The 26842-nt window shown below is 39.5% G+C and carries 26 protein-coding genes; 2 read left to right on the top strand and 24 right to left on the bottom strand.

From position 1 onward, the window contains the following. Positions 1-59: 59 nt before the first annotated feature. The 16 genes from P8O16_RS04945 to P8O16_RS04870 form a co-directional block, all read right to left on the bottom strand. The gene (locus P8O16_RS04945) at positions 60-656 is read right to left on the bottom strand and encodes an alpha-ketoglutarate-dependent dioxygenase AlkB (protein ID WP_300311482.1); all 597 of its coding nucleotides are present in this window, start codon (positions 654-656) and stop codon (positions 60-62) included. 36 nt (positions 657-692) lie between these two features. Next, positions 693-1634 (bottom strand): SGNH/GDSL hydrolase family protein, encoded by a 942-nt coding sequence (locus P8O16_RS04940; RefSeq protein ID WP_300311480.1) that lies wholly within the window; start codon positions 1632-1634, stop codon positions 693-695. A gap of 3 nt (positions 1635-1637) precedes the next feature. After that, a complete protein-coding gene (locus P8O16_RS04935; RefSeq protein ID WP_300311478.1) occupies positions 1638-2096 on the bottom strand; it encodes a nuclear transport factor 2 family protein in 459 nt (152 codons plus the stop codon). A 73-nt stretch (positions 2097-2169) separates the two neighbouring features. Continuing rightward, positions 2170-3711, bottom strand: a complete 1542-nt coding sequence (locus tag P8O16_RS04930) for a M81 family metallopeptidase (protein WP_300311543.1) — start codon at positions 3709-3711, stop codon at positions 2170-2172. Between the two features lie 64 nt (positions 3712-3775). Continuing rightward, complete coding sequence (locus tag P8O16_RS04925) at positions 3776-4117, bottom strand: L-rhamnose mutarotase (protein WP_300311476.1); 342 nt, start codon at positions 4115-4117, stop codon at positions 3776-3778. Between the two features lie 35 nt (positions 4118-4152). After that, positions 4153-4680, bottom strand: a complete 528-nt coding sequence (locus tag P8O16_RS04920) for a YcxB family protein (protein WP_300311474.1) — start codon at positions 4678-4680, stop codon at positions 4153-4155. A 7-nt stretch (positions 4681-4687) separates the two neighbouring features. After that, positions 4688-5509: a sugar phosphate isomerase/epimerase family protein gene (locus tag P8O16_RS04915; protein ID WP_300311472.1), complete on the bottom strand. Its 822-nt coding sequence runs from the start codon at positions 5507-5509 to the stop codon at positions 4688-4690. A 4-nt stretch (positions 5510-5513) separates the two neighbouring features. Next, complete coding sequence (locus tag P8O16_RS04910; RefSeq protein WP_300311470.1) at positions 5514-6539, bottom strand: zinc-binding alcohol dehydrogenase family protein; 1026 nt, start codon at positions 6537-6539, stop codon at positions 5514-5516. A 112-nt stretch (positions 6540-6651) separates the two neighbouring features. Then, complete coding sequence (locus tag P8O16_RS04905; protein ID WP_300311468.1) at positions 6652-7584, bottom strand: aldo/keto reductase; 933 nt, start codon at positions 7582-7584, stop codon at positions 6652-6654. A 105-nt stretch (positions 7585-7689) separates the two neighbouring features. Then, positions 7690-9282: a sulfatase gene (locus P8O16_RS04900; RefSeq protein WP_300311466.1), complete on the bottom strand. Its 1593-nt coding sequence runs from the start codon at positions 9280-9282 to the stop codon at positions 7690-7692. Between the two features lie 63 nt (positions 9283-9345). Further along, positions 9346-10191, bottom strand: a complete 846-nt coding sequence (locus P8O16_RS04895; RefSeq protein ID WP_300311464.1) for a metallophosphoesterase — start codon at positions 10189-10191, stop codon at positions 9346-9348. Between the two features lie 18 nt (positions 10192-10209). Continuing rightward, positions 10210-10698 carry a hypothetical protein gene (locus tag P8O16_RS04890; RefSeq protein WP_300311462.1) on the bottom strand — a complete coding sequence of 163 codons (489 nt, stop codon included), beginning with the start codon at positions 10696-10698 and terminating at the stop codon, positions 10210-10212. 276 nt (positions 10699-10974) lie between these two features. After that, positions 10975-12774 (bottom strand): hypothetical protein, encoded by a 1800-nt coding sequence (locus tag P8O16_RS04885; protein ID WP_300311460.1) that lies wholly within the window; start codon positions 12772-12774, stop codon positions 10975-10977. Between the two features lie 72 nt (positions 12775-12846). Next, positions 12847-13377, bottom strand: coding sequence for a hypothetical protein (locus P8O16_RS04880; protein WP_300311459.1), 531 nt, complete (start codon positions 13375-13377; stop codon positions 12847-12849). Positions 13378-13455: 78 nt separating this feature from the next. After that, positions 13456-14082 carry a response regulator transcription factor gene (locus tag P8O16_RS04875; protein WP_300311457.1) on the bottom strand — a complete coding sequence of 209 codons (627 nt, stop codon included), beginning with the start codon at positions 14080-14082 and terminating at the stop codon, positions 13456-13458. An 88-nt stretch (positions 14083-14170) separates the two neighbouring features. Further along, positions 14171-16102, bottom strand: a complete 1932-nt coding sequence (locus P8O16_RS04870) for a tetratricopeptide repeat protein (RefSeq protein ID WP_300311455.1) — start codon at positions 16100-16102, stop codon at positions 14171-14173. Positions 16103-16354: 252 nt separating this feature from the next. Here P8O16_RS04870 and P8O16_RS04865 point away from each other — a divergent pair, with 252 nt between their 5' ends. Further along, complete coding sequence (locus P8O16_RS04865; protein ID WP_300311453.1) at positions 16355-17395, top strand: putative zinc-binding peptidase; 1041 nt, start codon at positions 16355-16357, stop codon at positions 17393-17395. Positions 17396-17443: 48 nt separating this feature from the next. On the opposite strand, the gene P8O16_RS04860 is transcribed toward P8O16_RS04865, so the two are convergent. From P8O16_RS04860 to P8O16_RS04830, 7 genes are all read right to left on the bottom strand, one after another. Further along, positions 17444-18871 carry a DUF1593 domain-containing protein gene (locus P8O16_RS04860; protein WP_300311451.1) on the bottom strand — a complete coding sequence of 476 codons (1428 nt, stop codon included), beginning with the start codon at positions 18869-18871 and terminating at the stop codon, positions 17444-17446. Between the two features lie 113 nt (positions 18872-18984). Continuing rightward, positions 18985-20127, bottom strand: a complete 1143-nt coding sequence (locus tag P8O16_RS04855; protein ID WP_300311449.1) for a sterol desaturase family protein — start codon at positions 20125-20127, stop codon at positions 18985-18987. 304 nt (positions 20128-20431) lie between these two features. Then, on the bottom strand, positions 20432-21490 hold the full coding sequence (locus P8O16_RS04850; RefSeq protein ID WP_300311447.1) for an FAD-dependent oxidoreductase: 1059 nt from the start codon (positions 21488-21490) through the stop codon (positions 20432-20434). 213 nt (positions 21491-21703) lie between these two features. Further along, complete coding sequence (locus tag P8O16_RS04845; protein WP_300311445.1) at positions 21704-22621, bottom strand: diacylglycerol kinase family protein; 918 nt, start codon at positions 22619-22621, stop codon at positions 21704-21706. A gap of 194 nt (positions 22622-22815) precedes the next feature. After that, entirely contained in the window at positions 22816-23109 is a 294-nt protein-coding gene (locus P8O16_RS04840) for a hypothetical protein (RefSeq protein ID WP_300311443.1), read from the bottom strand. A 160-nt stretch (positions 23110-23269) separates the two neighbouring features. Further along, positions 23270-24274 (bottom strand): alpha/beta hydrolase, encoded by a 1005-nt coding sequence (locus P8O16_RS04835; RefSeq protein WP_300311441.1) that lies wholly within the window; start codon positions 24272-24274, stop codon positions 23270-23272. 214 nt (positions 24275-24488) lie between these two features. Continuing rightward, positions 24489-25127: a TetR/AcrR family transcriptional regulator gene (locus P8O16_RS04830; RefSeq protein ID WP_300311439.1), complete on the bottom strand. Its 639-nt coding sequence runs from the start codon at positions 25125-25127 to the stop codon at positions 24489-24491. Between the two features lie 103 nt (positions 25128-25230). On the opposite strand from P8O16_RS04830, the gene P8O16_RS04825 reads away from it, so the two are divergent. Continuing rightward, positions 25231-25785 carry a cupin domain-containing protein gene (locus P8O16_RS04825; protein WP_300311437.1) on the top strand — a complete coding sequence of 185 codons (555 nt, stop codon included), beginning with the start codon at positions 25231-25233 and terminating at the stop codon, positions 25783-25785. A 260-nt stretch (positions 25786-26045) separates the two neighbouring features. Here the strand turns inward: P8O16_RS04825 and P8O16_RS04820 are convergent, their stop codons facing one another. Next, positions 26046-26723, bottom strand: coding sequence for a DUF6090 family protein (locus P8O16_RS04820; protein ID WP_300311435.1), 678 nt, complete (start codon positions 26721-26723; stop codon positions 26046-26048). Positions 26724-26842: the final 119 nt, after the last annotated feature.

Genomic DNA, 26842 nt, shown 5'->3' with positions numbered 1-26842 from the left:
AGATTTTGAATTATAAGCTAAGCTAAATGTAAAAATGATTTAGCTTCCTTCTTGATGAATTATTTTTCGATTGTCCGAAAAGTCAAATTGATCCTTGGTTGCGTCACTTTGGTGGTAGGAGGAAGTCGATGAAGCCAATGCGTTTGGCAGGTACCAGCCATTTCAAGCAAACTACCATGCTCCAGAATCACATCCACTTTTTCTCCGGTTTCTTTATGCTTAAAAGCGAATTTCCGAACCGCACCAAAACTCATCGAGGCGATCGAACCGTTCTTTTTCAAATCCTTTTCCCCGTCGCTATGCCAAGCCATTCCTTCCGAACCGTCATGGTAAAGGTTCAGAAGACAAGAATTGTAGGTTTCTCCCGTATGTTTTTCGCAGATTTCTTTCAGGCTTTTTAATTCGGCTGTCCAAGGAAGTGCTTGTTTGGTGATTTTGGAATAGGTGTATTGAAAGGGTTCTGAACCGTACCATGCCACTTTTCGCTTGGTTTCAATCAATTTCCCAAACATCATTGCTTGATCATTTTTCCATTCGATTGTTTCCATCAAGCGCTGATAGAAGTGATCAGCTTCAGGTTTAGGTAGGACATAGCCGAAGTAATTCACTGTGCCATCGAATGGGAGAAGATTTTTGTCAGAGCTAAATAAATCCATTAAAACTTAAATTTTTTAAAGCGAAGGATTGAATTGCTACTTACTAACCAATAAGTCTCGGATTTGATTTTCTAGAAGCTCCACTTGTTTTTCAGCTTCTATTAAAGGTAGCCCTTCTGGTATTCCTGGACGTAAATGTTGGGTCTTACTCAAGTACGCATCACGAAGGATTTTTTGCTTTTGCAAAATCAAAATAAATACCTCTAAGCCATTTGGATAGTCAGCTATCGATTCTTCAAAAGTTATAAATGAATCAGAATCGGTAATTCCAAGAAATTCCAATATTGGCTTTGCCATCAACCAATGACCTGTTGAATTTGGATGCACTCCGTCTTTGGCCAGGTAGAAACTTGGGTTTGTTTTTCGTTGGGTCTCCAAATAGGCTTTCATTGGGAAATGGATATCGATTACATTCCAATCCTTTTCAGATTTTTGAGCGATTAACCAATCCGCATAGAAGTCTAGAGTAAGCGAGTAGGGGATGCCTTTTTCAGGATCATAAATTGGTGGCGTAACGAAGATTGGAGTAGCATTAATTGCCTGAATTTTTGAGTTTAGCCATCTCATTCCACCTGCATATTTGTTAAAACGCGTGGTGTCAAAAGGCAGGTAAATCCCATCATTCATACCATAATTCGCAAATACCAAATCGGGCTGAATTTGAGAGAAGATTCGATCCAATCGTTCGTGCAAGTCCGGTCTTGGGAAAGCTCCTCCAGCATGACCTTCTTCTGAGAGTCCCGAAACTGTCTCGCTAGGCAAGCCTAGATTAATCCATTCTAGTTTGCTTTCTGGATTATTCAAACGGTATATTGTCTCTACATAGGCGAGGTATTCTCCGCTGTAGGTGATGCTGTTTCCGAGGAATAGAATCTGTTTGGCATCATCTGAAATTTCATAATTCTTCTGTGCCAATGCGTTACAAAAAGAAATTAGAGAGACTAAGAATAATATGAAAATGGTTTTCAAAAAAGCCATCGCTTATTCTTTTTTGGCAGGAGTGGAGTGAAGCATTTTCAATCTCCAACCATTGGGTGTTTTGATCGCAACCGCACTTTCAATCCAATGAATGTCACGTATAATTTCTCCATTTCGAGAAATGGTTGCATAGTTATTATAGGCTATCCAGGCCATATTTCCATCTACTTCAGTTTTGATAAAGTCAAACTTATTCACCCGGGTTGGAATAGGCTGTTTTTTGATGGCTTCATTGAAGTAATTTTTAATGAATTCATTATCCCATATTTCCCCATCCTCCAAAAGGATAAAGTCTTGGGTGTAATAGCGTTCAATAGCACCTGCATTGAATGTGGAGAAGAGTGTGTCAAACGATTCCTGAATCAGGTTTTGAATTTGAATTTCATCGGAAAGAGCCTTCTGCTGGGCAAAAGTGGTTAAGTGGGAACCGAGGAAAAATAGAAGTAAAAACAGTTTTTTCATGGTAATTAGTTGAGTTTAAGTTGAAAAAATGCAGCTCCGTTTGGAACAGCATTTGAATTTAATTTTTCAAAACTTACTTCGTTTGACCTGAAGCAGGTATAAATTGAGCAGCAAGATCCGGGTCCGCCATATCCTTATCCAGTGGAAACATCGGTCTATTGATCCGCTTGTAACCCAGACGCTCCAAATCTTGATCGACGCCACCTGGTGTCAAAGCCATGATCCAATCCCCTCGCATATCGTAAAGTTCAGGGACAAGGTAGCCGATCTTCACCAAGACTATATTTGTGTTTCTTGGGTCCAAACCGAGATTGGTGAAATCAGACTCGTTATGATAAGGTTTGCGTTTTTGAGTTACGATCACGTGTACAGAGCCAATTTTTACAACCACTTCCACTCCGGCATCAATGTCGCCTTCTAAAATTGCTTCCACTGTACCAGTTAGATTTAATGGTGGTGCAAAGCGATTATCTACCATTGCTCCAGCCATTCCAGTTACTTGATTTCCCACTCCTGCCGCCATCGCCTTCTCAACCAAGTCTGGACCTGGAATGGAGGCATAAATTACTGAAGGACCAGTTGCCGATTTGAACTCTGGCCTTTTCAGGATTTCATTCAATGTCCAAGTCACATCTCCAGCACCACCGGCAGTGGGATTGTCCCCCATATCTGAAATCATAAATGGCTTCTTGTCGCTTTTCAATGCCATGGCCAAACTCTCATCAAGCGTGGCAACGGGAGCTACGAATTCAAATTCATTCCGAACTTCCCAATAGCTTTTAGCTAAATACTCAGCGGCGGCTTTTACTTCGGCTTCATCATCTCCAGTGACCATTACCACACCGTGATTTCGGGGCTCATCCGCCCAAGGATACCCCATCCAAATAGCGGCATCTATCACCCCTTCTTTTGCTGTCAAAGCTGGGATTTTAGCATAAAGTCCTTTCCCAGGTTCAATTCGAGTGCTGGTTTTTTCACCTGGAAGCAAAATTGGAACAGGAATCCAAGCCTTGAAAGCTGGTTTTCCTTTTCCGCTTTCCAATCGATCGAGCAGATTTTCTACCGCTCTTTTTTTGGAATCGAGCGCATCTTCGTGAGGAGCCATTCGGTAGCAAGTGATCAAATCGGAGTTTTCTGCTAATCTTGGAGAGACATTTCCATGGAGGTCCATGGAGGTTGAAATTAGTGTTTCGTAACCTATGACTTCCCGAACTCGCACTATAAAATCTCCTTCCGGATCATCCAAACCCACCACACTCATGGCGCCATGGATATCGAAAAACAAACCATCATACGGAAGGTCGACTTTCAATCGATCCAAGGTTTCATTGACCAAAGATTCGTAAGCTTCTCGAGTTACGGTGCCTCCCGGCAGTGCGTGAGCTCGAAGGGTTGGGATCCAATTTGCACGCTTTCGATCCAGTGAATCTTCAGCTAAAAAGGGATAAAACGTAAACACCTCGGTACCTCTGCGAGCTTTGAAGGCTTCTTCTTCGGTAAGAGCTGGCGAAAATGTACTTGACTCAATGGCTAATCCGGCTATAGCGATTCGGGGAATTTCTTTAGTTTTTTCTTCAGGACTGCAAGCAAAAGCTAAAATGGCGAGGAAAAAGATAAATAAGTTTTTCAAGAGAATAGAGATAAGGAGAACAGAGAATTGAAATAGGTTGAGGTGCGGACTATGAACCAGATTTGAATATCCGATCCATCAGCACCCATTTTTCACCGGGTTTGGCCCAAGGGATGGGTTGCTGGAAAGTCCACATCAATTCTTCCCATTTTTGGATAATTGGACTTTGGGAATCTTTATGGGCTTTTTCTTCCAGAGAAAAATCATCGGTTGTCTCCATAATCATAAACATCCGATTACCGGTTCGGTAGATTTCCATGTCCAGAATACCACAATCTTTGTCATGCTGAGTGACTTCCGGCCAAGCATTTCCAGCGGCATGATGATTTTCATAAACCCGAATAGATTCCGGTTCGTCGATGAGGTCAAGGGTAAGGCAGTAGCGTTTCATAGCGTTAGATTCTTAGAATTACAGTAAGGGGGAACTTAGTAAATAGAAGTATTTGACACTAATTTAATTTGTAACTCATGAATTTTATGCCTTAATGTATCTGAGTCATTTATTCTATCCTTTGGGACTATCAAAGAAAATCCATTTGAGATTTTCCAAAAGAAATAATTTTTTGTCTCATCGACTTTTTCTATTTGTGAGATATTGATTTTGGTTTCTCCGATTTTGTTTTTTGAACATATTCCATTTTCCTGAATTTCAAGAGATTCTAATTCTCCAAAAGAGTTTGAATGATGTTCTTTGACATGGTTTTTGTAGGTTGTTTCAAACCTCCAATCAAAATACTTTCGATAGAATAATCCTACCATTACAGTGAATATTCCAAAATAAATAGTTGAAAAGTGTAAATCATTGAAGTAAGAAAATGCGACTCCTAAGGCTGACCCTCCTGTCAAAAAAAGCCACTCTTTTTGTTTTTTCTTTTGAAGTCTTTCTGAAGTGGAATAGGTGAATAGTTGAAAGTTCAAGAAGTCCTTTTCCTCGATGATGTATTCTAATTTCATTATTCAATTAACAGTTTTCAAAATACTTTTTAAATGCATGCATGGTCTGGATTGAAGCAGCATCCGGATCAGGGAATGGGAAAGCCTCTGCTGAAATGAAGCCTTCGTAATTAATCGACTTGATTGCTTCAGCAACAGATTCCATCTCAGTATGTCCCATTCCAATTGGCTGGCGATTACTGTCTGCAAAATGGATGTGTCCGATATACTTTCCATTTTCCAAAATGCTTTTTGCGATATCAGCTTCTTCAATATTCATATGAAAGAGATCAGCAAGTAATTTCACATTTTGGGTTTCCAGTTTTTCCAGAAAACTTGCTCCTGATTCCAGGGTATTGAAAAGGTTGGTTTCGTAGCGATTGAGTGGTTCGTAAATTAGAAATACTCCTTCGGCAGAAGCCTTTTCCCCGAGAATTTCCAATCCTTCCGCCAGCCAACTCAAAGTCAATTCACGATCATTTCCGGGTAATACATTTCCTTGCATCGATCCGATAATTGCCGGAGCATTGAACTTGGCTCCAAACGAAATCATCTCAGAAATAAATGAAATGGCTTTTTTTCGAATTTCAGGGTTGGGGTCGGTTAGCGTCAGACCATGAATCACTTTTCCTGCACCCGTTCCCACAGCAGCTAATTCCAGCTTGTGCATATTCAATGAATAGCTTAATTCTTCGGGATCAATTGCATTGGCATCAGCAGTGAAAAGCTCGATTCCATCGAAACCTAAATTCTCGGCTTTGGCCATGGCTTGCTCCAAATTCTCCCAAAAAATCCAAGGGCCGGATTTGATTTGAGGGACGAGGGCAACGGTTACTGCGGATTTGATCATGGGTTTATCGGTCAAAGTCAATCATAATTTTAATGATTCCAGCTGGATTTGCAGCCCAATTTGCTAGTGTTTCTGGAGCTTCATCTATAGAAATCACTTTGCTGATTACTTCATCAACTGGAAATTTCCCGGTTTCTAGGTAGCTTATTACTTCAGGAAAATCCTTTTTTCCTACACAATTTCTTGAACCCAAAATCTCGATTTCCTTCTGGACAAAAAGTGAAGTGTTAAATTCCACCTCTTTTTTGGCATAGCCGATGCAGACCACTCGGCCTGTGAAAGCGACTTCCTCAACAGCCTGTCTGTAAGTTTGTGGACTTCCGACTGCTTCAATGATGAAATCAGGCCCGTCTCCATTCGTGTATTCTTGAAGCTTTTCGTGGAGGTTTTCTCGACTTGGATTGATAGTGTAAGCGACTCCAATCTTTTTGGCAATTGCCAATTTACTGTCGTCGAGATCCACAGCTATCACTTTTGCCCCCCGATTGACTGCTGAGGCTACCGCTCCCAAGCCCACAATTCCACAGCCGATGATTGCTACATTGTCTTGCTCAGATATACTTCCTCTATCGGCTGCATGAAACCCCACAGTTAGTGGTTCGGCCAAGGCCAGTTCGCGCAATGAAAGTTTTGATGATGGAAAAATATCTGTCCAAGGCAAGGTGATATATCTTGTCATTGCTCCTGGGCGACGCACGCCCATAGTTTTATTTTCTTTGCAGGAGTTGATTTGACCTTTTCGGCAGGCCACGCATTTTCCGCAGGCGAGATAAGGGTAAACAGTGACTTTTTCGCCTATCTGGATATGATCTGGAACATCCGAACCTAGACTTTCAATCGTGCCGCCGACTTCATGGCCGAGAATATTTGGGTATTCCTGAAGTGGAAAAAGTCCCTTGAAGCTGTTCATGTCCCCACCACAAAAACCTACCATCCCTACTTTGAGCAGAACCTCACCCGATTTCGGAATGGGCTTTTCAATTTCCTGAATTTCGGATTTTCCGATTTGTGTAAGGACAAGTGCTTTCATAGGTTTTATTGGATTTAATTAAAATTATAGACAGTCAACAGGCCCCTGAAAATGTCAATTGTTTAATTTGATTTTGTTAACTGCCAACTGCCAACTGCCCACTGTGACACTGCTACAGATTATTCTCTGCTTTTCCTTCAAACCACATTTTGTTCTTCACTGGAGCGAGCAAAGCATCAATTTCTTCCAAAAGTCCTTGCGGAATCTGAAAATCTACAGCAACTACATTTTCTCGAATGGTTTCCATGGAATTCATTCCTACTATAGTTGTAGCAATATCCGGATGTCCCATCGCAAATCGCAATGCTACCTGCGAAAGGGATACTCCATATTTCTCACAAATAGCCAATAAAATGGGTTGCATAGCTTTGACTTCGTCTGGAGAGCGATGCCATTCCGGAAGTGGAGCAGGAGAGAGGATTCGTTGCATCAATGGCGCGGCATTCATCAATCCAAAGCCCTTTTCCTTAGAAAGTGGCACTAACTCATCGTTGATCTCGTCTTCCAGCAAATTGAAATGCGCCCAGGAAAGTACAGTGTCGATTTCTACTTCACGGGCGATTTGAGCGAGGTAGCGAACGGGCAAACCGGTAATTCCAATATATCTTGCTTTTCCGGATTGTTGGACTTCCCGAATCGCTGGAATTGCGATGTCGATGATTTGATTTTTATCTACAAATTCGATGTCATGGAGTTGGAATAAATCCACGTAATCAGTTTTCAACCGAGAGAGTGATTCATCAATGCTTTTTAAAATACGTTCTCTGGAAAAGTCAAAGTCTTGCAAATCATAGCGACCGCATTTTGTGGCGAGAATGATTTCTTTTCGTTTTCCTTCCAGTGCTTTTCCAAGTCTTGTTTCTGCCAAGGTCAATCCATAAAAGGGGGAGACGTCAAAGAAATTTACCCCATGATCGATGGCATAGTGAACGGATTGAATTCCTTCCTTTTCGTCGCAAACATCAAAAACATTTCCCAAAGGGGAGGCACCGAAGCCAAGAATGGAAACTTCTAAACCTGTCTTGCCGAGCTGTCGGTACTTCATATTCTTTTGGGTGGGTTTAAGTTTGAAAAGCTAAATTCAATATAAAAAGAATCTTATGGGCAGGATTTAAAACTGATGAGTTTTTGATGAAAGGAAAATGGATTTTCAATCTACTGTTTTACTTCCCCACCAATCCAAATTAGGTTTAAAGTCTCTAGAGAGCATTTTTCTACGTTCTTCTTCCAGACGATTCAAAAGAGTAGTCCGGTAGCGAAGGTTAACCATAGCAGCTGAGTCCGGGGAGTAGATCGGGTCTGGACTGGCATAATTGGCACCACTTTTTTGAAGCCATGCCATCAGTTCTTGCGAAAGGTCTTTAGCTTTCTCAGGATTTTGGGTCGACAAGTCATTCAGTTCTCCAATATCTTCAGACAACTTATAAAGTTCCTGATGTCCATCTTCCCAATAATGAATCAATTTCCAATCTCCTTTTCGAATCGTTGCGTTGGGTTCGCCACCTTGATTCCCATAGTGAGGATAGTGCCAAAATAGCGGGCGCTCTGCCATATTTCCACCTTCAAGAATTGTTCTTAAACTTTTCCCATCTATCGATTCCTGTTGAATTTTTTCGCCAGCATAATCCAAAAGTGTCGGTAAAAAATCCACACCTGAAACAGGCGTGTCATTCTTCTTGCCTTTGCTGTCCAACCAAGGTACATAGATCAAATAGGGAACTCGTGTTCCTCCTTCCCACTGATAGCCTTTGCCACCTCGAAGTGGGTCTAGGTTGGTGGAGTAATTATCACCAGAAACTACACCGCCATTATCAGATGTAAATACAATAATGGTATTATCAGCTAAGCCGAGTTCCTCCAACTTTGAAATCACAGATCCTACAGCTTCATCCATTTGCTCGATCAAACCTGCATAAACTGGGTTGTCTTGATGCTTTCTGGCTGGAAGTACACGCTCCATTTCAAAGCCTATGGAATCGATTCCTTTTGCTTCTGCCTTAGCCTGATATTTATTCCATCGTTCCTCAGTTGTTTGGATAGGACCGTGAACCGCATAAAAACTCAAGTAGGCCAGGAATTTTTGATCCTGATTTTGCTCGATAAAGGCATTGGTTTCTTGGGCTAACCTCATCAGAAGATTCATTCCTTTTTCTTCAGGAAAATCCTCGAGATACGGATTTGAAAATGGGGAAAAGTATCGGCCTCCTGCTGGGCTGCCTACCTCAAATCCTCCTTTGTTAATTTCGAATCCATGATCTGTGGGAAGTGAATTGTTCTCTTTTCCTCCCAAGTGCCATTTTCCAGCGAAAAAAGTCTTATAACCAACGGCTTTTAAAGCTTCAGGGATTGTGATCAATTGCTGGGGTAAAGCGTGTTCATAGGTGGCTGGAAGCAACTTAGAATGGCGATTGTATTTTCGCCAACCCTCTCCCTCGGGTGCACCGATCCAGTCAGTAATTCCATGACTGGCTACAAATTTCCCGGTTAAAATACTTGCTCGTGAAGGACTGCAAACCGCACTCGCTGCATAGCCATTGGTAAAGATCATTCCTTTGGTAGCTAGTCGATCCAGATTGGGAGTCTCATAAAAATCCGAACCCATAAAGCCTACATCACTGTAACCGAGGTCATCGACAAGGATAAAGAGAATGTTTGGTTCGCTTTTTACCTGAGTTGGCTCTGGAGAACAACTTTCCAGAAAGAAAACTGAAAATGCAATGTAAAGGAGTTTAGATGAATTCATAGTCTTAATTGGGTGTTTTGGTGCTTTTCTCCAAGGGAAAAACAGCACGCACCTTCAATTTATTTAAACGGAATGCGCATTCAAAATCTGCCCATCAGACACACGCTTTAAAGCGGTAGTTACTTTGCCGGATTCATCCACTTGGCAGACTCTATAGCTTGGAAAGGGATTGCCCCAGTTACCTCCGAAATGCCCCGACCAGAAATAAGGTTTTTTCTGATCCCACATCAATCCATCCACGTCGTGATCGTGCCCGTGGAAAGTTGCTTTCACATTGGGATAGCTCGCAATCAAATCCAAAACTTCCTGGCAATCTACTCCATGTCTTGTCCAATCATTTTGGGAGATATGGATAAAAATAAACACTTGCTCCAGCTTGCTGCTTTCTTCCAAACCCAGTCTCAAAAACTCGAGATCTACACAGCGGTAATCTCCTGCTTCATTGGAAGAGTTGAGAATCATTACGCCTTGCTTGGAATTGAAAGGAAAAAAGTAGTCTGCCGGCTGACCCCAGATTTCCTGCCATTTGGACTCGGATACCCGATCATGATTTCCCTTTACCACATAGTAGGGCAGGGTTAGTTGATCATAAACTTTCTTGACTTCCGGCATGTATACTGGATCGTCATGAATCAAATCACCATTAAAGACGACAAAGTCTACATCCGATTCTCGTTTTATCGCTGCTAGTAAGTTTTGATGAGACGTTACAAAATCTGTGTTTGGCTGGCCAAAGTGTCCATCGGATGCAGTGATGAATTTGAAAACTGGCTGAGTTTCTTGAAAGCTTTTTATCAGTTTTAATGATTTCTCTTTTTCAGAACCTAATGCAGGAAAGCTCAAAAAACTTAAGCCTGTCAATGCTCCTGAAAGTGATCCTAGATTTTTTATAAATGGCCGGCGTTTCATTATTTGGATGGTTTGGATTTATTTTTCAATTGGATAAAAACTTGGTGAGGTAATTCCCTTTTCGGAATAATAGCCTTTATTCATCATAAAATGCATCTCAGTCATTTCGTTGAGGTATGATTCTAAGGATTCCATTCCGAGTGCCTTTCTACGTACATCGACCGAAGCACTATCCCCTAGATTAATTGGGAAAGCACGCCCAATTTCAAAATCATATCCAATAAATCCATGTTTTTCGAGTAGCTGAGCTGCTCGGATTTGATTGGCTCGAAAGACACTGTCTTTAAAGTTGTGCCAATCCCTTTTGCTGAGTTTGGTGTATTCACCCTGTGGAATATTAGCCGCAACCTGATCTACTTCGGCCAAAGCTTTGAGTTCATCTGCTAGGGATTGATCAAATTGCCTCGGTTCTACTTGTTCCTCGGTGCTGGATTTTGATTGGCATCCAATAAGTAATAGCGTGAAAAACATAAAGGAATAAAAGGATTTATTGGAGGGGTGAGGCATGGAGTGACTAGGCTTGTAAAATTATTTTCACCATAATTTACAAGTTTTGGAAGCCCATCAGGCTAATCTTAGCGAATTTAAGTCTATTTATTTGTGCTATTCAACTGTTTTAGAAGGAATGAATTTTTGCACAATAGCTCAAAATGATTTGAGCTAATTTCTAAAAATAGTACAGTTATAAAAGTCGTTGTAAATACTTCAAATTACGAAAAAGCTAATCGGGTTAACGAAAATCCCGATTAGCTTTAGTCAATTACGATATAGTTTTCCGCTTTTCTACCTATTGAAGGACTTCTCCCAAACAGTTTGGTAATCTGGATTAGCTAATTCTCTGGTTTTTAATTCCTGGATGCTCCGTTGAAAAAGATCTAACAAATTTGATTTTCTGATTACTTTATCAAGATCCTCTTTCGAAAGATTTGCGGCGGGATATCGAACTCCATCGCCAACAATTTCTCCTTGAAAATATTTAGTCGGACTAGCTAACACATCATTCGGGTCTCCATTGGATACGCCCAAAAGTTCAACGTTTAGTGTAGGAATCATCACAGGATTTCCTCGATCGAAGGCGATTTTTAGATCCAGCATTATTTTGAAAAGTGCATTTACACCAGTTTCCTTCATGACATCATTTGGTCCTCCAGTCAATGGTACGAAGGGTAATACCTTTTGGAGTGCAACCGTGTTTTTATAGGAATATTGAAATTCTGTGGTGGTATTTTCATCATCACTTGAGTAAGGTATTAGATTCTGATAAGCATCGCTATCCGTGATCATATCAATTGGTACAAACGTGGTATTGTATTCTGATTCAATGATTTTGGTGAAGTCGTTGTAAAAACTTTCTAAGACATCCTCCCAGAGTTCATCCGCTATCTGTGGAAATGAGGCCGAAGTGGTCGTAGTTGTAGTACTCGTGTAGGTAGTGCCACCGGCGCTGAATGAAGATGATGAGGAGGTAGTTTTTCCTTGTACATAAGTTGTCCCCGTAATACTAAGTGATAAAACACCTGCTTTTTTGATTTGGGATAGTGGGCGGCTGTAGAATGCATTTGGCTTCAAAAAGTCGTAATCCATTCCACCATTTTGAAATTTTTCTGTGCCCTTGTATTTAATGCCGTTATTCATTTCTGGACCCTTTACAATATTCAAGGACCTTCCATCCGCATAGTTTACTACCAGTTGAGGGATGGAAATCTCCCCAATAAGATCGGTTGGTTTGAGGATTTCTGCGCGTGCGATTTCTAAATAGATGCTACTGTAATTGGCGAGTTTGTCGTTGGTTGGATCGATACCAATATTTCTAAAAGCTGCTGCTGGAATCACCAGTGTGGTGGCTGGTTCAAAGTAACCTACCGGATAAAAAGTGCTAATACCAAGAACCCTGGCCGTCATTTGAACGAACATGGGAATGTTTTTATCGAAATTTTCACCAAGCGAGAGCTCTAGCGTGACATCTTGAGAAAAATCAACCGAAGGGTTTTCATTCTGACCGTTAATGGAAAGTAATTCAAAAGTTTGACTAGCAGCAGGGATGGTGAATGACGCCTCTTGTCCACTGTTTGTCTTTATTAATACTTCCTTTGGTGAAGAAAGATTTGCTGGTTCAAAACTTGAATATATCCCAAAATTATCGCCTTCTATTATTTTGCCATTCACCGTGATGTCACCCTCAATTTTTGTCCATCCAGTTCTTGATTTTTGAGTAAATGAAAGCATCGTCATATTTCCTCCAGAAGACCAATCCCCAAAAAATGTCATGTCTACGGTACCGACAGATTTATTTCGCAAATTATGCCAAACGCCTCCTGTCATTACCACTTCTTCCAAGTTGTCTGTAGAACTGACCATTCCAAAAGCAGATCCTCCAAGAGAGCCCGCAAGCATGGCTGTTTTGGTGAGGATTTTTCCCATCAAATTACTGCCTCCAGCACTCTTAACTTTTGGTGTCTTTGGCTCACTTGCGACTTCAGTGCTATCCTTCTTGCCGCCTATTTTGAGTTTAGGCAGTTGGGCATGTGAAATAACCGTGATGTAGGTCATGAGTAGGAAAAGAAGAAAAATTTGCTTTTTCATAGGAAGTATGTCTTTTGGTAGTTACTATTTATCGACTCGATTAGCGTAATTTTAAAAAGGCCAGGGTTTGGATTACTTCCGCATTTTCCAGGAACGTTTCAGCGAACCATATTTGCCTCCATTTGTATTTGAGACTAGGTTTTCAATGCGAGAGAAATAAAAGTTCTTATCAGAAATCTCCTCTATATTATAAATGACCTCTGTGTCATTTGGGCTGAATGGCGATGGATAGAGTAATATTATATAAGGCTGATCGTACCTCCATCGATATTCTTTTGTCGTTTGCACACCATTCTCTGAGCTAGTTTCGATTACTTTACCCACGTAAGCGATTGAATTAGGATCCCTTATAAATTTCATTTTCACAATAGGCAATAGCTTATCGCTAACAATCGGATTTTGATGTTCATTGGTCAATCCCGGACCTGGCACGAAACCATATTCGATTACGCGTACGCTGTCCACCGTCCACTCATTAGTGATTCTCGCTACTTCTTTGTCGATGTCATTTTCATCCTTCAATTCGTCTATTAGATCACATGCAGATGCGGATAGGAATAGGGAAGGGATTGCTAGAGCTATTAAAATTTTTCGTATTTCCATAGTTCTGTAAAACTATGGCCCCATACCAAGCCTAGCAATGCCGTTTTTCCGCAAGTTTATTGCGTACTGGTACGGATGCTAGCTCATCAATTTGTTTTCAAAGACGTACTTCATCAAGCCCACGAGATTGGTTGTTGAAGTCTTCCGAAAAATATTTTTTCTGTGGGTTTCTACCGTTCGTTCGCTTAACTGTAGTTTGTCAGCAATCTGCTTATTGGGAAGTTCTTTGACGATCAGCTCCAAGACATCCATTTCTCTTTCAGTGAGCGAATTATGTATTTGATTCTGACGGACATTTATTAATTGTGTTGAAATCTCTGGACTTATATAAACCAATCCGGAATGGATTTTTTGAAGAGCGCTTTTTAAGTCACCTTTCGAAATATTTTTAAAAAGGAATCCATTGATTTTGCTCTTTATCGCATCACGGACCACAGCGGGTTCATCATGCATACTGAGCAGGACACATTTTACAGATGGATAACTAGTTTTTACTTTTTGAATCAATTCTAATCCATTCATCCCCGGAAGGGAATAATCGGTCAATAAGATGTCTGGTTGCTGTATTTCAAGAAAAGAAATTACCTTTTCCGGTTCAGTAAAAGAGGCTAAAACAACAAATGAGGGATCCTGATCAAGGAGAAATCTTAATCCTTCTAGGACTATATGATGATCATCCAGTAGAACAATTCGAATTGGAGACATTAATGGATAATTTCTAGTGATAGAGTTTATTAAATTGTTTGGTGATTTTTTTACGCTAAAAGTGATTATATATCAGAATCAACTTTAATCAAGCAACTTCACGACTGATTTTTTCCATCGAATTGGTTAAGGTAAGTGTAAGAGTGGTTCCTTTTCTAGAAGCTTGCGTATCAATATCGAGTCTTGCTTTCAAAATTTGAGCGCGTGATTGAATGTTTTTCCAACCATTTCCTTTTCCAATTTCTAACATTGCTAGATCAAATCCATCGCCATTATCTTCGATCATCAAGATCAATTCATCAGGATATGAAATCAATTGAATGGTGACTTTTGAAGCGCTGCCATGCTTGAGAATATTTGTAAGCCATTCTTGACAGATTCGATAGACCATTATTTCTAACTCTCCTAAATCAATAATTCCGGTTGTGATTACCTCTATTTTTATTTTTCCAGATTTGCTTAGTCTTTCGCCAAGCTCTTGTAAGGCTTGGATTATTCCATCACGATTAAGTACTTGTGGCCATAATGCAAAGGATACATTTCTTATCTCATCGTAGATTTGGTTAAAAAGGGATTCAGTTTTTGTTTTTTCTGTATTCGGATTTTCAAGGCTCAACTTGAGCGCTGTAATTAAAGAACCGAAGCCATCATGAAGATCTTGGGAAAAACGCGATCGCTCTCTCTCCTGAAGTGCTATTACTGATCGGGTGAGCTCTTTATCAAAGGCTTGCTGTTGTAGGGCTTTTGATTTTTGTTCTTTTAATTTCCCTTGGCTTCGTACAAAAAAGAATACAACTAAAAGCGAAATGAATAAAACAATCATTCCAACTATCATTGCTTGATTTCTCTCAAGAATTAGAGCTTGTTCACTTAGTTTAAATCTCTGAAAGGTAATTTCTTTCTCTTTTTTTTCAGTTTCATATTGAGTTTCCAATTCTGCCATTTGTCTAGTTTTTTCCTGCTCAAATAGCGAGTCCTTTTGCTGGTTGTATAGTTTTAATTCTTGTAATGAGCCATAAAAATTTCCACTCTGCTCCTCAATGAAAGAAAGTTCGAAATGAGCATCCATCACCAATTTCTTAGCCTGAATAGATTCTGCTATCACCAATCCGCGTAAAGCGGATTTTTTGGCTTCCTTTAAGTTGTTTTCAGTCCGATGAACAGATGCTAAAATTAGGAGTACTTCTGATAGGTCAAATTTATTATCGAATTCTTCATTGAGTTTGATTGCTTCGGTCAAACATGCATTTGCTTCTTGGGTCTTGCCCAGTTTAAGATAGGCTTGCGCAGCACTACTTAAGGTGGTAGGCAGAAACTGCATTACATTTTGTGCTCTGAATTCATCAGTGCTCATCAGCGCATAGTATAATGCACTATCGTATGATTGTGTATAATAATAGACCGAGCCCAGATTGGCATGACATGCCGCAATACCAAATTCATTTTTTAATTCCTTGTACAAACTCAACGATTCGTGGTAGTAACCAATAACTTTAACATATTCCCGCTGAGCCTTGAGCACTATTCCAATGTTGCTAATCACCATTGCAATTTTGGATTTATCACCTAGATGTTCATAGATTTTTCGTGCTTCAAAATAGTTTTCCAAAGCTTTTTTCTGGTTACCTAATTCATCATGAATGATACCTAGATTATTTAAGGTGTTTGCTGTTTTCAAGTCGTTACCTAGATCCTTTCGAATTTCTAAAGCTGGAAGTTCATATTTTAAAGCCTCTTGATAATTTCCTTGGGCTTCATGTGTGATTCCTAGATTGTGCAAGGCATCTCCTTCTAGTTCTCTCAGTTTCCCATTCCGGGCCAGCTCGAGTGCTTCAAGTCCATATTTTCTAGCACTGTCGGCATTTGAGAATCGATATTCCCAACAAAGGTCAACTAAGATTTGAATTTTTTCTTTGCCTTTTGCGCTTTGCAATAGAGTTTGCAAGCTGTCTATAGCATTGTTTTGGGCAAAAGAGGGAAGGCAGAATAAGAAAAGAATGGCGGCGAATAGGTTACGCATTGCGGTGATTTTAAAAGCCCAAAGTGAGGTTCAGATAAGAGCTAGGTCTTATGAAAATTGGCGATTAAATTATGAATTTAAAATAGGCCGTAACATATTTTTTCAGGCAGTTGGTAGGTAGGATTATTAGGGATATAATTCCTAAGCATTCTTGATTTTCGGATGTTTTAATACTGAATGAAAAAATTCTATTCTTTAGAATTTTACTCTTTCCCTTTAAAATCCTCCATCTTTACGCCCTATTCCAATCTTATGAAGATTTTCCAATGCGGATACTGTCATCACCCCCTGTTTTTTGAAAGCTATTCCTGTGGAAATTGTGGACACAAATCTGGTTACCGCGATTCAGATCGACAGATGCTTACTTTTGACGCAGATTCAGATCGATTGATTTCGGACCGAGAACAGCTTGAATATAAGTTTTGTAAAAATCATCAACACGATGTTTGCAATTGGTTGATCCCGGTCGAATCCTCATCCAACTTTTGCACTGCCTGCCAGCTCAATCGTACGATTCCTAATCTTTCAGATGAGCAGAATTTCCCAAAATGGAAAAATCTTGAAGTGGCGAAACACCGCCTAATTTATCAATTGCAAAAGATCGGTTTACCCCTTCCCAGTAAATTGAAAGATGTCAATGGACTTTGTTTTGATTTTGTATCTCGCCATGCCAATTCCCAATTGATGACCGGGCATGCAAATGGCGTGATTACCATTCTCCTCCGCGAAGCGGACTCTGTCCTCCGAGAGCAAATGCGTATGCAGCTTTTGGAGCCTTATCGTACTTTAATTGGTCACTTGAGACACGAGGTAGGACATTATTTCTGGGATCGATTGGTCTACACGGATCTTGATGTTTTAGCTCAATTTAGAGCAGTTTTTGGGGATGAGCGAGTCTCTTATGGAGAATCGCTTAAAGCTTATTACAAAAAAGGAGCTCCTGAGGACTGGCAAAACTCCTTTATCAGTAAATATGCCACCTCACATGCTTGGGAAGACTGGGCTGAGACTTGGGCGCATTACCTGCACGTCATGGATATGGTAGAGACTGCGCACTTTTTTGGGGTAAAAGTTGACCCTTCAGAGACCTTGAAAGGAATGGAGGCAAATGTGAGTTTTGATCCATATACTGAGTCTGATTTTCAGACGATTGTAGAAACTTGCGTTCCGCTATCATTTGCTGTTAATAGCATCAATCGGGCAATGGGCGTACCGGATGTTTACCCTTTTGTGATCAGCCAAGGAGTAGTGGAAAAGATGAAGTTTATTCATGGATTGGTAGCTAAAAGGTAGATTGGAATAAATTATTTATTCTAGGATATTAATCCTGATCACAATTAATCATTCCGGAGAGATAGTCACGATTACTCGCTTGTATCGTGATAATTGAGGTTCTCCTCTGTCTGTCACTTTAAGGATAAAATGAGCAGTTTCTTCTTTTGTTACCTCAGGAGCTGTGAAGTAAACCATGTGTACATTTTCAGCGCCATTTACCGGGATCAACTTTTTATAGGTACCAGCTTCGGGATAATTAAACCATAAGAAGCTAAAGCTATCTCCATCTGGATCGGTAGTTTCAAAAGCATCAAGGGTGAAATTCGCTCCTGATTTGACAGTAAGTTGGTCCGGATGACTTAAGACTGGAACCGGAGGGTGATTGGCTTCCTCAAAAGACATCAATCCCCAATCCATTCGGGCGGCAAAATCATTTTGGAAATCATCTCTCCAGCGCCATAGCGTAACCTTGTCATTGAAAAATGAACTAGTGTCCTTTTTCACTGATCTGCCATATTCATTAAGAAGGTAAGGAGTATAATTATCACTCGTATTTGTCCATATCGCTCTGGTTTCTGGAGCTATAGGTACGATTGAATTTCCTTTTTTTGTTTTGGTGAAATCAGGCTTTGATAATTCGTATCGACCACCCCAACCACCCCATTCGGGATGCTCGGCATTATTTAATCCATTTAGAATTAGCGATAAAAAAGCGGGCGTATCACCTTCTACTCCCCAAGCCACATCCGGATATTCTGCGCCTAGAGGGCCATGATTTTGTTGGATATGACTTGCGATCCATGAATTGCTGATACTTGAATTATCAATCCCTCTGATGACGCCATTGATTCCAGTCCAAGTAGCACTGCCATAATCATCTCCGGGACTTACGATATAGAATAAATCAGGGAAAGTGTTCCTAATCCAGATCCCACTATCATCTTGGTCAGAAATGGTGTAAACACGAAGCTTTGAGATTAGTCGTTTTGCCTCCGAGCTGCTTTTGGTTTTATCAATTTTGTATAAGGCCTGAGCAAGTGTATTGACGCCACCCCAAGTAGAAATCCACAAAGGGCGATCATCATCTTCCTCCAGAGACTTTATTATCCAATCCGAACCTTCAGAATCCATTCCTTCGCCAACACCCGCCATTCCATATGTAGGCAAGCCTCTTTTTATAAGAGTAGCTAGTGCTTTGGATTCGGGAAATCCAGATTCGTGTTTTAATAAGTTTGGTTGAACTTTCCCATAAGCTGTGATCACTTTTTCAATAGATTCAGGGTGAATACTCGAAGTCATCCAACAGGAAGTGGTTGCTATAATTCCCTCGATGTCGATTTGATTTGAGTACAACAGTAACCTAACCAAAGATTGGGTATCATCTGGGTCAGCCTCAATATCAGTTAATATAATCACTCTGTTTTTCTGGATCGATTGCCCAAAAATGGAGTTAAACGGAAAAACTATTAGGGTAAAAAAGAAAAGTACTTTCATAGCTAAGGGTTAGAGGACTTAAAGCTCAACAGTTATGGCCGGGAATCGGATAGTGAATCTTTGTCAACAATTTAACTTTAAAATTCACATCATGAGCTTAGTTTCTTCATCAATTAGCGATCGCTGGGATCTTCAATGCTATTGTTTTTAGTAGGGTCTTTGAAAAAAGGGAAAATAAATTGACGGGTAAATCCTTTTGGGAATTTCACATCTCCAAGTCCAGTGCTTTTAGGCCAACTCTTTCCAATAGGGTAATAGGTTCCAAACAACATGTCAATAAATGGGAAATGAATGGCAAAATTCTTATTGTATGCTTTTGGGTCATCCGCATGATGCCAATGGTGGTATTGTGGTGTGACGAATACATATCGAAGAAAACCAAAATTAATTCGGGTGTTAGCGTGTGCAAGGACTGCCTGAATGGAAACAATAACGACGTATGCGATAAAAACAGATTGGCTAAAACCAAGCACATAAATAGGTAAAAAAGAAAATGCTCGAACCAAAATCAAATCGACGAAATGGATTCTGGATCCAGCCAGCCAGTCGATGTCTTTTATGGAATGGTGAACCGAGTGAAAGCGCCATAAAAAAGGGATTTTATGGAAGAAGTAATGTGAAATCCACTGAAATAAGTCTGACACTACTAATGCAAGAAATAATTGCGGGACAAACCAAATTCCTTGAACCCATTCTTGTAATCCTGTCAAGCCAATATTAGAAAATAATTTAACTGCGGGTAGTTGGACGAGAACTCCGATGACTTGGATCAGCAAATGGCTGATTATAAAATAGACTAAATCAGTTCTCCATTCCTCATGAAATTTTGTTTGCTCTAACCTTTTTGGCAAAAACAATTCCATTGGGATGAATATTAGTGCAGAAATCAATAAGTCAAGAATAAGCCAATCCATTCCAAGAGTGAATGATTTAGAATCAATTTCCTGGATTTGGAATTCGGGAAGTCCATTTGCTAAAAAAATTGAAGCAGCGATAAGTAAGGTTGCAAAAAAGCCATGCTTAGTTTTTTTGCTTAAAATGAAACTGGATAAGGCGAAGCCGAAGGAGAGGGTAAGAATGATTAAGAAAGCCCATTTAACGTAGTCAGGCTTATACAATTCCCGAAAGTCGCTTGTGGTCAAGTATTCAGGGAAATAAGCGCAAACAGTACCTCCAAAACATAGGATGGCTAAAAAAATAGATAAATAGCCACTGATAATTCCTTCTCCTATTTTAAGTCGTTTGGGTTGAGTCATTCACTTTTTTCTTTAGAAAGATCCGTAAGTTATCAATTTGACTGGTTCAATTCAGCATTCATTGATTTCAGAACTTTCTCGGTTTCCTTGATCAATTCAGATTCCATATTAATCACTTCTTGCTTTTTTTTTATTAGCTCTTATCCATGAAATGTAGTAATGTTCAGTGAAAAACTTCTCATAATCAATCGGTTTCAATGTTTTGTTGGGGTAAATGAAGTTTTGGACAATGTGATTGTCAAAATCTGGAAGCATCTCATTTACTAATTCGTAACTGGCTAGGGTGTTTGGGTTTTGAGGGCAATTAAAGCGATTTCAAGCCATTCAAAGCAATTAGCTTTTTGGCGATGTAATTCGCCGAACATACTGCACCATCCATGTATCCGGGGGATTCAGAAGCTGACTCTGAACTGGAAAATACTAATTTATCCCCAAAGTATGATTGTCTAAAAATCTGATTACCATTATTTTGATGGGGGTAATGAGGGATTTCGGCTGCTTCAAAAGTGTTTTCTTCCCTACTCCAGACACATTCTAGATAATCCATAAAAACTTCTGCTTTCGCTCCAAAAACGTCTTTTAATTGAGCAATAACCAAAGCGCGTCGCTCTCTATCACGAAGTTCCTTATAGGATGAGTTGATGAACCCACAAAGTGCATATTTCGACCTTTGATGATTACAGTGGTCGTAGAATTCTGTAATTGGGCCAGCATTGCTAAATAAAGTGCCAGATCGACCTTCAGCTAGCCAAAAAGGGCTTTTATAGGTCAATGCAATTTTAATGGAGTCTTCCATCCAGGTATGTGTTTGCTCAGCTATTTGCATCAAATCGGCTGGGAGATTGGGCTCGAATTGTATTCTTTTCGCCCATAATTTCGGTGGAATCGCCAATACCACTTGGCTGCCTACATACACCTTGTCGGTAATCACCTGAATCGAATCTCCAAGGAATTTAATTTCCTTGACGGATTGATTCAGGATGATGTCACTTTCATCCAGTTTCTGGTATAAGGTATTAATAAGGTTCGATGTGCCGTCAGAAATCCGATAACTGGGAGCTTGGCGTGGGATCTGTACCAATTCTGTCGGGGAAGTAGGGGAGGCCTGATAATAAACAATGCGATCCATGTACTGCTCGAAGTATTCAATCCCTAACTCTTCCAGTAATGCCTTTAGGTGCTTATGTTGATCACCAAACCAAGTTGCACCCATTTCCACAGGCGTATCATCGGTTCCATTTACCGTATTTATCCTTCCTCCGATTCGATCTCTCGCCTCTAGAATTTTGAATGGAATTCCTGCTTTTTTTAATCGGTATGCTGTCAGTAGACCTGAAAGTCCTGCTCCAATAATGATAATCATGTGGTGAAAATAGTTTAATGAGCTTTACTTAGCTATTATTTGATAGCTAGCATCTTTTAGGTTTAAAGGTTTTAGGTTATTTATAGCCCTATTTTTTTTAAATCATCTAACTAAGGTCTCATTTCCATGTCAGCTTCTGGCTTTTTACAAGCGAATGAAATGGAGTAGTATTTCGAGATTTGGTGGAGAAAAATTAACCTGTGAGTCAATTCACTAGTTGGCCTCGGGATGCATTAAAAAACTGATTGCTTTTGGAAGTACACTTAAAGTGGCTGGGGCAAGGCCTAGATATTCTCCATCAGCTTCAATCCCACAGGCGTCCATGCTTTCAATCAATATTTCTTTGGTTTGATGGTAGCTCACTTGTGGATGCTTGATTTTTACTCCTGTTTTCAATTTAACTAAGTTCTTTAGGTAATACCATAAGCTCAAATTCCCAAAGATGGCTACCTGAAACTGTCCATCGGTGAGTTTGGCGTCAGGAGTGGTGCAAAGTGCATTTCCGAAGTAACGTCCATTAGCTATCACCATTTGAAGGAGCTTTCCCTTCCATTGCCAGTGGCTGCTAGTGCAGTTCACTTCCTTCTTAGTATAGTCAAGAAAGCCTTTTAGGATATACTTAAAGTATTTGAGGCTGGGGCTCAACGTACTGGTAGATTTTTCAAGTTTCTGGATGACTAAAGCACCAAGCCCAATTCCTGTGATATTGATAAAATACCGAGTTTCCTGGCTTTGATGGATTACTATTTTTCCGAGATCTATTTGTTGGGTGCTTTTCGATTGAATTAACCCGATCAGTTCTTCGATCGAATTTGATAGGCCTGCTGTCCTGGCAAAATCATTGGCCGAACCGTAAGGGAGAAGCCCGATTACTGGGTATTCAGTAGCAGGTAGGCTACTTTGAAAGACGCCATTGATGACCTCATGCAAAGTCCCATCACCTCCAACAGCAATTAAATAGTTGCAGCCGTTTTCAGTGACTTCTTTGGCGATTTCAATTGCATGTTTTTTCCATATAGTAGGGATGAATTGCACACTGCCTAGATCCTTATCTTGACAGTATTGTCTCAGCTTTGGGATCTCTTTAGCCAATCGCTCATTTTTGTTGTTGACTACAAACACAATGTTCATTAGCGAAAGATATGTTAATCTGATTGGTAAGACAATCCTAAACTTGGGTGGTAACTCGATCTGAATGCAGGTTTGAATTAAGATTTACTTTCTAGAATTCAAGCCAATTAAAAGTAAGCATTTTCAGTTTTGGCGAAGGCAGCTGGGAATTATTGTCAATCCTGTTGGTTTACTTTTTTGGCTTATTATTCCTGTTAATCAATTAATAGGTAGCCCTTATTTACTGCCAGAAATTTTTTCACGCAATTACCATTGGTATCCAATTGTTCTGCAACAATGGTGTAATCACCCCCAAGTCCAGCATGTTCAGGTCTGGAATCAATAAACTCATTAGAGTTTAATTTATACGTGCCACCGGTTTTCCCATCATTCGATCCTCTTAATGTGATTGTTTCACGGCTTAAATTCCCGACAAGATAACTTCTCCTTAACTCATTATTTTTTTCAAATTGATTGGTGGGACATTCAATTGAAATAAAAGAATTCATCCGGTTTTGTCTGTAAAGATTTTCTAAATCATGTTTACTATATCCGCCGTATACAGCCTGTCCTGATTATTATCGGGATGACCCATATGCCGATAGCTATCGACAGTGGTGTGAGAGGGGCACCTCGCTAACTTAATGGTTGGCGAGGCCGTCTACTCGACTAGCGGCTTTTTTCTTTCACGATTTCAATGATGGTTTGATTAAATTTTCCAGCCTCTTCATCCGGTACTTCATGTCCTGATTTTTCAAACCAAATGAATTTTTTTTCAGGAGCTGTCATTTTGTTTATATGGTTTTCTGCTACTACACTGGGTAAGTTCCAGTCATGACGACCACCAAGGAAATAAACAGGTATCTTTAATTCTGTGATATTTGAAATGTCAGTGGTGAAAGCAACACCATCCATTCGAGCCGAGGTGTAATTAAATGCTTCAAACCTGTCATAGTCTTTGTAATCCTCATACATAGTTTCCGCTTTCTCAATTTCTTTCGCAATAGCTGTATCGTAAACTGTTCCCCCGTATTTTACAACAAGTTCGTACTTGCTCATAAAACAATTCAAAATGGTAGCACAAACAGTGCTGTCCTTCTTTTCGATTAAATCCAACCGCCTTAATGCTGTTGTATCATTCTTTTGTTGGGCTTGCTCTTTTAACCATTGCATAGAAACGTCCCAGCTTTCTGGTACACTTATCACCTGAGAGACACCAATATAGGCGTAATAATCATCAGGGTATTTTTCGGCTAATTTCATTCCAATGACACTACCATAAGAAAAACCCACAAGAAATATTTTTTCCTTATTGAATTTCTTTTTTAGATACTGTGTCAACTCATGTGCATCATTGACCAAACTTTCAGGGCTTAAGTTTTTTGGGTTGGGATTATGGATAAAAGATTGCCCGCTACCCGCCTGATCCCAGGAAACTAAAATCATTTCGTCAGTCAAATCAGCATTAAAATACCTCAGATGTGGAGTCTGAGGCCAGCCTGGTCCCCCATGAAGAAATAACAAAACAGGTAAGTCTTCAGACGCACCGGTCATTTCCACATATTGTTCTTCGCCACCTAACTCAATAAATATTTTTTCCTGGACATTTTTTCTGTTCTCATTTTGACAACCAGTCACAAAAACTACCAATAGTAGAAGTAAAAGATGTTTCATAGTTTCAATATTCCATTATTTTTCTTTTAAGACAAATTCTGACTAACGTTTTGGCGATTGACGAAGAAGCGGATTTTGAAGCACTTCACTGTTAACCAAGCACGAACTTTGATACGAGGTAGAATGCTCAATTAACCTCTGAACCCACTTTTTTGCCAAACCCGTGTTATAGCGAGAGGTTCTTTTGTCAAGGTTAATTTTCTTATTCATTTTGTCAGTAATGCTTCAACTCTTTTAGTAATGGTGTCAACTCGTCAAGTCCTTTCTTTGTAAGATATGGCTTGTATGCTTGAAAAAATATAGCCAGTGCTTTTTCTACCTTTTGCTTGTCAGTTAGCTCAGGGAAGTAAATTAAAAATTCTTGTTGCCAGAATATGGCAAGAATATTTAACATGGCACTTAGAGCATGTGATTCTATAACCAATTCCTTTCTTGCCAATTCTTCATTTACCAGTTGTTTGTTAAGTTGCTCCCACGAATCAAATCGGATTTTTAAAAAATCACTCAAATATTTCTGCGTATCCGGAAATGAGTTAATTATTTCGCCATAGCGTTTTTGCAGAATACATTTATATTTTAGTTGAGTTTCGAAAACAATTTTAACCTGGTAAAAATAATCGGTCAAAGCATTCATATTTGTATCTGTATGGTCGGTAAGTGCCTCGTCAACCGCCTTTCCCCATTCTTCCACTAATGCATATACCATATCACTTTTGGCAGGGAAATAGTAAGTGAGATTTCCCAAACTGATTTTTATTTTTTTTGCTATATCCCGTGTGGTAACACCATCAATACCCTTTTCATTAAATAATTCGAGGGCTGTTTCCAATATATCTGCTCTTCTATTGCTCATAATGAATGTAAAGATAAAAAATAATTAGGTCGTTGTACTATTTTTTAAAACAAAGTATTAACTTTGGGTCACTGACCTAATTTTTAAACTTAAAAAGCGAATCATGGCAAAGACAAATCAGGTAATTGAAAACAAAACCTTTGGTGATAAGTGTCAATTCTTAATTACATCAGAAGACTCAAAAGGTGAATTAATGAAATTTAAATTTTGGTGTAGGCCAGGTGGAGAAGGACCACCCTTACATTATCACCCGGTCCAAAGCGAGAGTTTCGAAGTCGTGAGTGGTGAATTGAGTGTAACCTGTGATGGAGAAAAGAGAATTTTGAAGAAGGGGGAAAAATTTACTGCCAATGCAAATTCTGCTCATAAATGGGCGAATGAGGGTAGTGAAGAGGTAGTAGCCATTTTTGAATTTAGACCAGCACTAAGAACAGAGGATTTTCTAGAAACGTTATACGCCTTAGACGTACAAGGCAAATGCAATAAGAAAACCGGATTACCGGGCACGTTGCAGTTTTTTGCAATTTTGAACGAATATTATGGCGAGTTGTTTGTGGTTGGACCACCAATAGCTGCTCAAAAGATTATGGCAAAAGTAGTAGGTGGATTCGCAAAACTAATTGGATATAGAGGTTTTATCCCCTTTCCGAAAAAATAGCCTGCAAACAATGGCGAAGCATTATAAGGCACGCGTTTAAATTAGTTAGTTGGTTTTTGTCAATTTTTTATCCGAGATCCAAATCTTGTGTTTCTATGCTGGACGGGCGTCCTACCATTGGCTATACGTGCCTCAGCTATTGGTCAGGCAGGGGATTATTAGGTGAACTGTTCATACGAAGAACAGATGTTTGATAAACCACAAAACTGTCGTACGAGAGATGAAATCTATGTTTGCGTATAGGTGCCTTAGTATTTTCGTTATTTTTTTAGTTCATTATTAATTAAAGTTATTGTTGAATCAGCATTTATAATTAAGTCATTCATGTTTTTTATCGAAGTTTTTAGTGTGGTCGCTTTCCAACTATGATAGGCTTCAAGTTGAAGAAAAATCTTAGGAATATTAGCTCGAATATTCAATTCTTCAGATAGTTCTGGTTGGCTTTCAGTTCTCTTGCGAACATAAGAATATCCTAATAAAGTAATTTGCCCAATCATGTCAACCATTGTATTGGCGTTTGTATTATTGGCACTAATCAATTCGTTTCGAAAATCTAAATAAGTTGTTAGGCTATTATTGATGTTTTGCGGAAATAAACTGATATCTCCAGTACTAATAAGTGTCTTGATTGTATTTGTTTTAAAGAATAAATGTATTCCTCCTATCTGAAGCTCACTTATTTTTTCTAAACTGGTCTCTAGATTTAATGCTCCTTTTTGAAATTCATTTTCATAATCTGCATATTTTTTCAAAATGGCTTCGAAATTGCCAATTCTATTTTTACAATAATCCTTATCAGTTTTTAAATCTACAAGAAGCTGACGATAATGAATTTTCCTTTTTTCTTCTGTTTTTCTATTTTCATTCCAATTATTAATGCTCAAAGCAATTAATATCCCAATGACAACAAGCACAATTTCACCAAAAGCATATTTCAAATATGCTCTTTCCGATTAAAAGTTGGACTAGTTACGCTGCGATTTTAAAGTTATAATATTCATTTGGTGTTTTCATATTTAAGGCAGAATGGGGAGCAAATGTGTTGTATTCTTCTACC

Origin of the sequence: Algoriphagus sp. (assembly GCF_029254265.1) — a bacterium.
Lineage (GTDB): Bacteria > Bacteroidota > Bacteroidia > Cytophagales > Cyclobacteriaceae > Algoriphagus.
Note: the sequence above shows the minus strand (reverse complement) of the source record. Positions and strands in the feature narration are given on the sequence as shown.

Coding starts and splice junctions, on each gene's coding strand:
- P8O16_RS04945 (WP_300311482.1), bottom strand. CDS start 656: ATGGATTTATTTAGCTCTGACAAAAATCTTCTCCCATTCGATGGCACA.
- P8O16_RS04885 (WP_300311460.1), bottom strand. CDS start 12,774: ATGAAAAAGCAAATTTTTCTTCTTTTCCTACTCATGACCTACATCACG.
- P8O16_RS04830 (WP_300311439.1), bottom strand. CDS start 25,127: ATGAGCAATAGAAGAGCAGATATATTGGAAACAGCCCTCGAATTATTT.
- P8O16_RS04940 (WP_300311480.1), bottom strand. CDS start 1,634: ATGGCTTTTTTGAAAACCATTTTCATATTATTCTTAGTCTCTCTAATT.
- P8O16_RS04875 (WP_300311457.1), bottom strand. CDS start 14,082: ATGTCTCCAATTCGAATTGTTCTACTGGATGATCATCATATAGTCCTA.
- P8O16_RS04915 (WP_300311472.1), bottom strand. CDS start 5,509: ATGATCAAATCCGCAGTAACCGTTGCCCTCGTCCCTCAAATCAAATCC.
- P8O16_RS04900 (WP_300311466.1), bottom strand. CDS start 9,282: ATGAATTCATCTAAACTCCTTTACATTGCATTTTCAGTTTTCTTTCTG.
- P8O16_RS04895 (WP_300311464.1), bottom strand. CDS start 10,191: ATGAAACGCCGGCCATTTATAAAAAATCTAGGATCACTTTCAGGAGCA.
- P8O16_RS04910 (WP_300311470.1), bottom strand. CDS start 6,539: ATGAAAGCACTTGTCCTTACACAAATCGGAAAATCCGAAATTCAGGAA.
- P8O16_RS04860 (WP_300311451.1), bottom strand. CDS start 18,871: ATGAAAGTACTTTTCTTTTTTACCCTAATAGTTTTTCCGTTTAACTCC.
- P8O16_RS04840 (WP_300311443.1), bottom strand. CDS start 23,109: ATGAATTCTTTTATTTCAATTGAATGTCCCACCAATCAATTTGAAAAA.
- P8O16_RS04890 (WP_300311462.1), bottom strand. CDS start 10,698: ATGCCTCACCCCTCCAATAAATCCTTTTATTCCTTTATGTTTTTCACG.
- P8O16_RS04925 (WP_300311476.1), bottom strand. CDS start 4,117: ATGAAACGCTACTGCCTTACCCTTGACCTCATCGACGAACCGGAATCT.
- P8O16_RS04920 (WP_300311474.1), bottom strand. CDS start 4,680: ATGAAATTAGAATACATCATCGAGGAAAAGGACTTCTTGAACTTTCAA.
- P8O16_RS04905 (WP_300311468.1), bottom strand. CDS start 7,584: ATGAAGTACCGACAGCTCGGCAAGACAGGTTTAGAAGTTTCCATTCTT.
- P8O16_RS04845 (WP_300311445.1), bottom strand. CDS start 22,621: ATGAACATTGTGTTTGTAGTCAACAACAAAAATGAGCGATTGGCTAAA.
- P8O16_RS04855 (WP_300311449.1), bottom strand. CDS start 20,127: ATGACTCAACCCAAACGACTTAAAATAGGAGAAGGAATTATCAGTGGC.
- P8O16_RS04825 (WP_300311437.1), top strand. CDS start 25,231: ATGGCAAAGACAAATCAGGTAATTGAAAACAAAACCTTTGGTGATAAG.
- P8O16_RS04865 (WP_300311453.1), top strand. CDS start 16,355: ATGAAGATTTTCCAATGCGGATACTGTCATCACCCCCTGTTTTTTGAA.
- P8O16_RS04870 (WP_300311455.1), bottom strand. CDS start 16,102: ATGCGTAACCTATTCGCCGCCATTCTTTTCTTATTCTGCCTTCCCTCT.
- P8O16_RS04880 (WP_300311459.1), bottom strand. CDS start 13,377: ATGGAAATACGAAAAATTTTAATAGCTCTAGCAATCCCTTCCCTATTC.
- P8O16_RS04835 (WP_300311441.1), bottom strand. CDS start 24,274: ATGAAACATCTTTTACTTCTACTATTGGTAGTTTTTGTGACTGGTTGT.
- P8O16_RS04850 (WP_300311447.1), bottom strand. CDS start 21,490: ATGATTATCATTATTGGAGCAGGACTTTCAGGTCTACTGACAGCATAC.
- P8O16_RS04935 (WP_300311478.1), bottom strand. CDS start 2,096: ATGAAAAAACTGTTTTTACTTCTATTTTTCCTCGGTTCCCACTTAACC.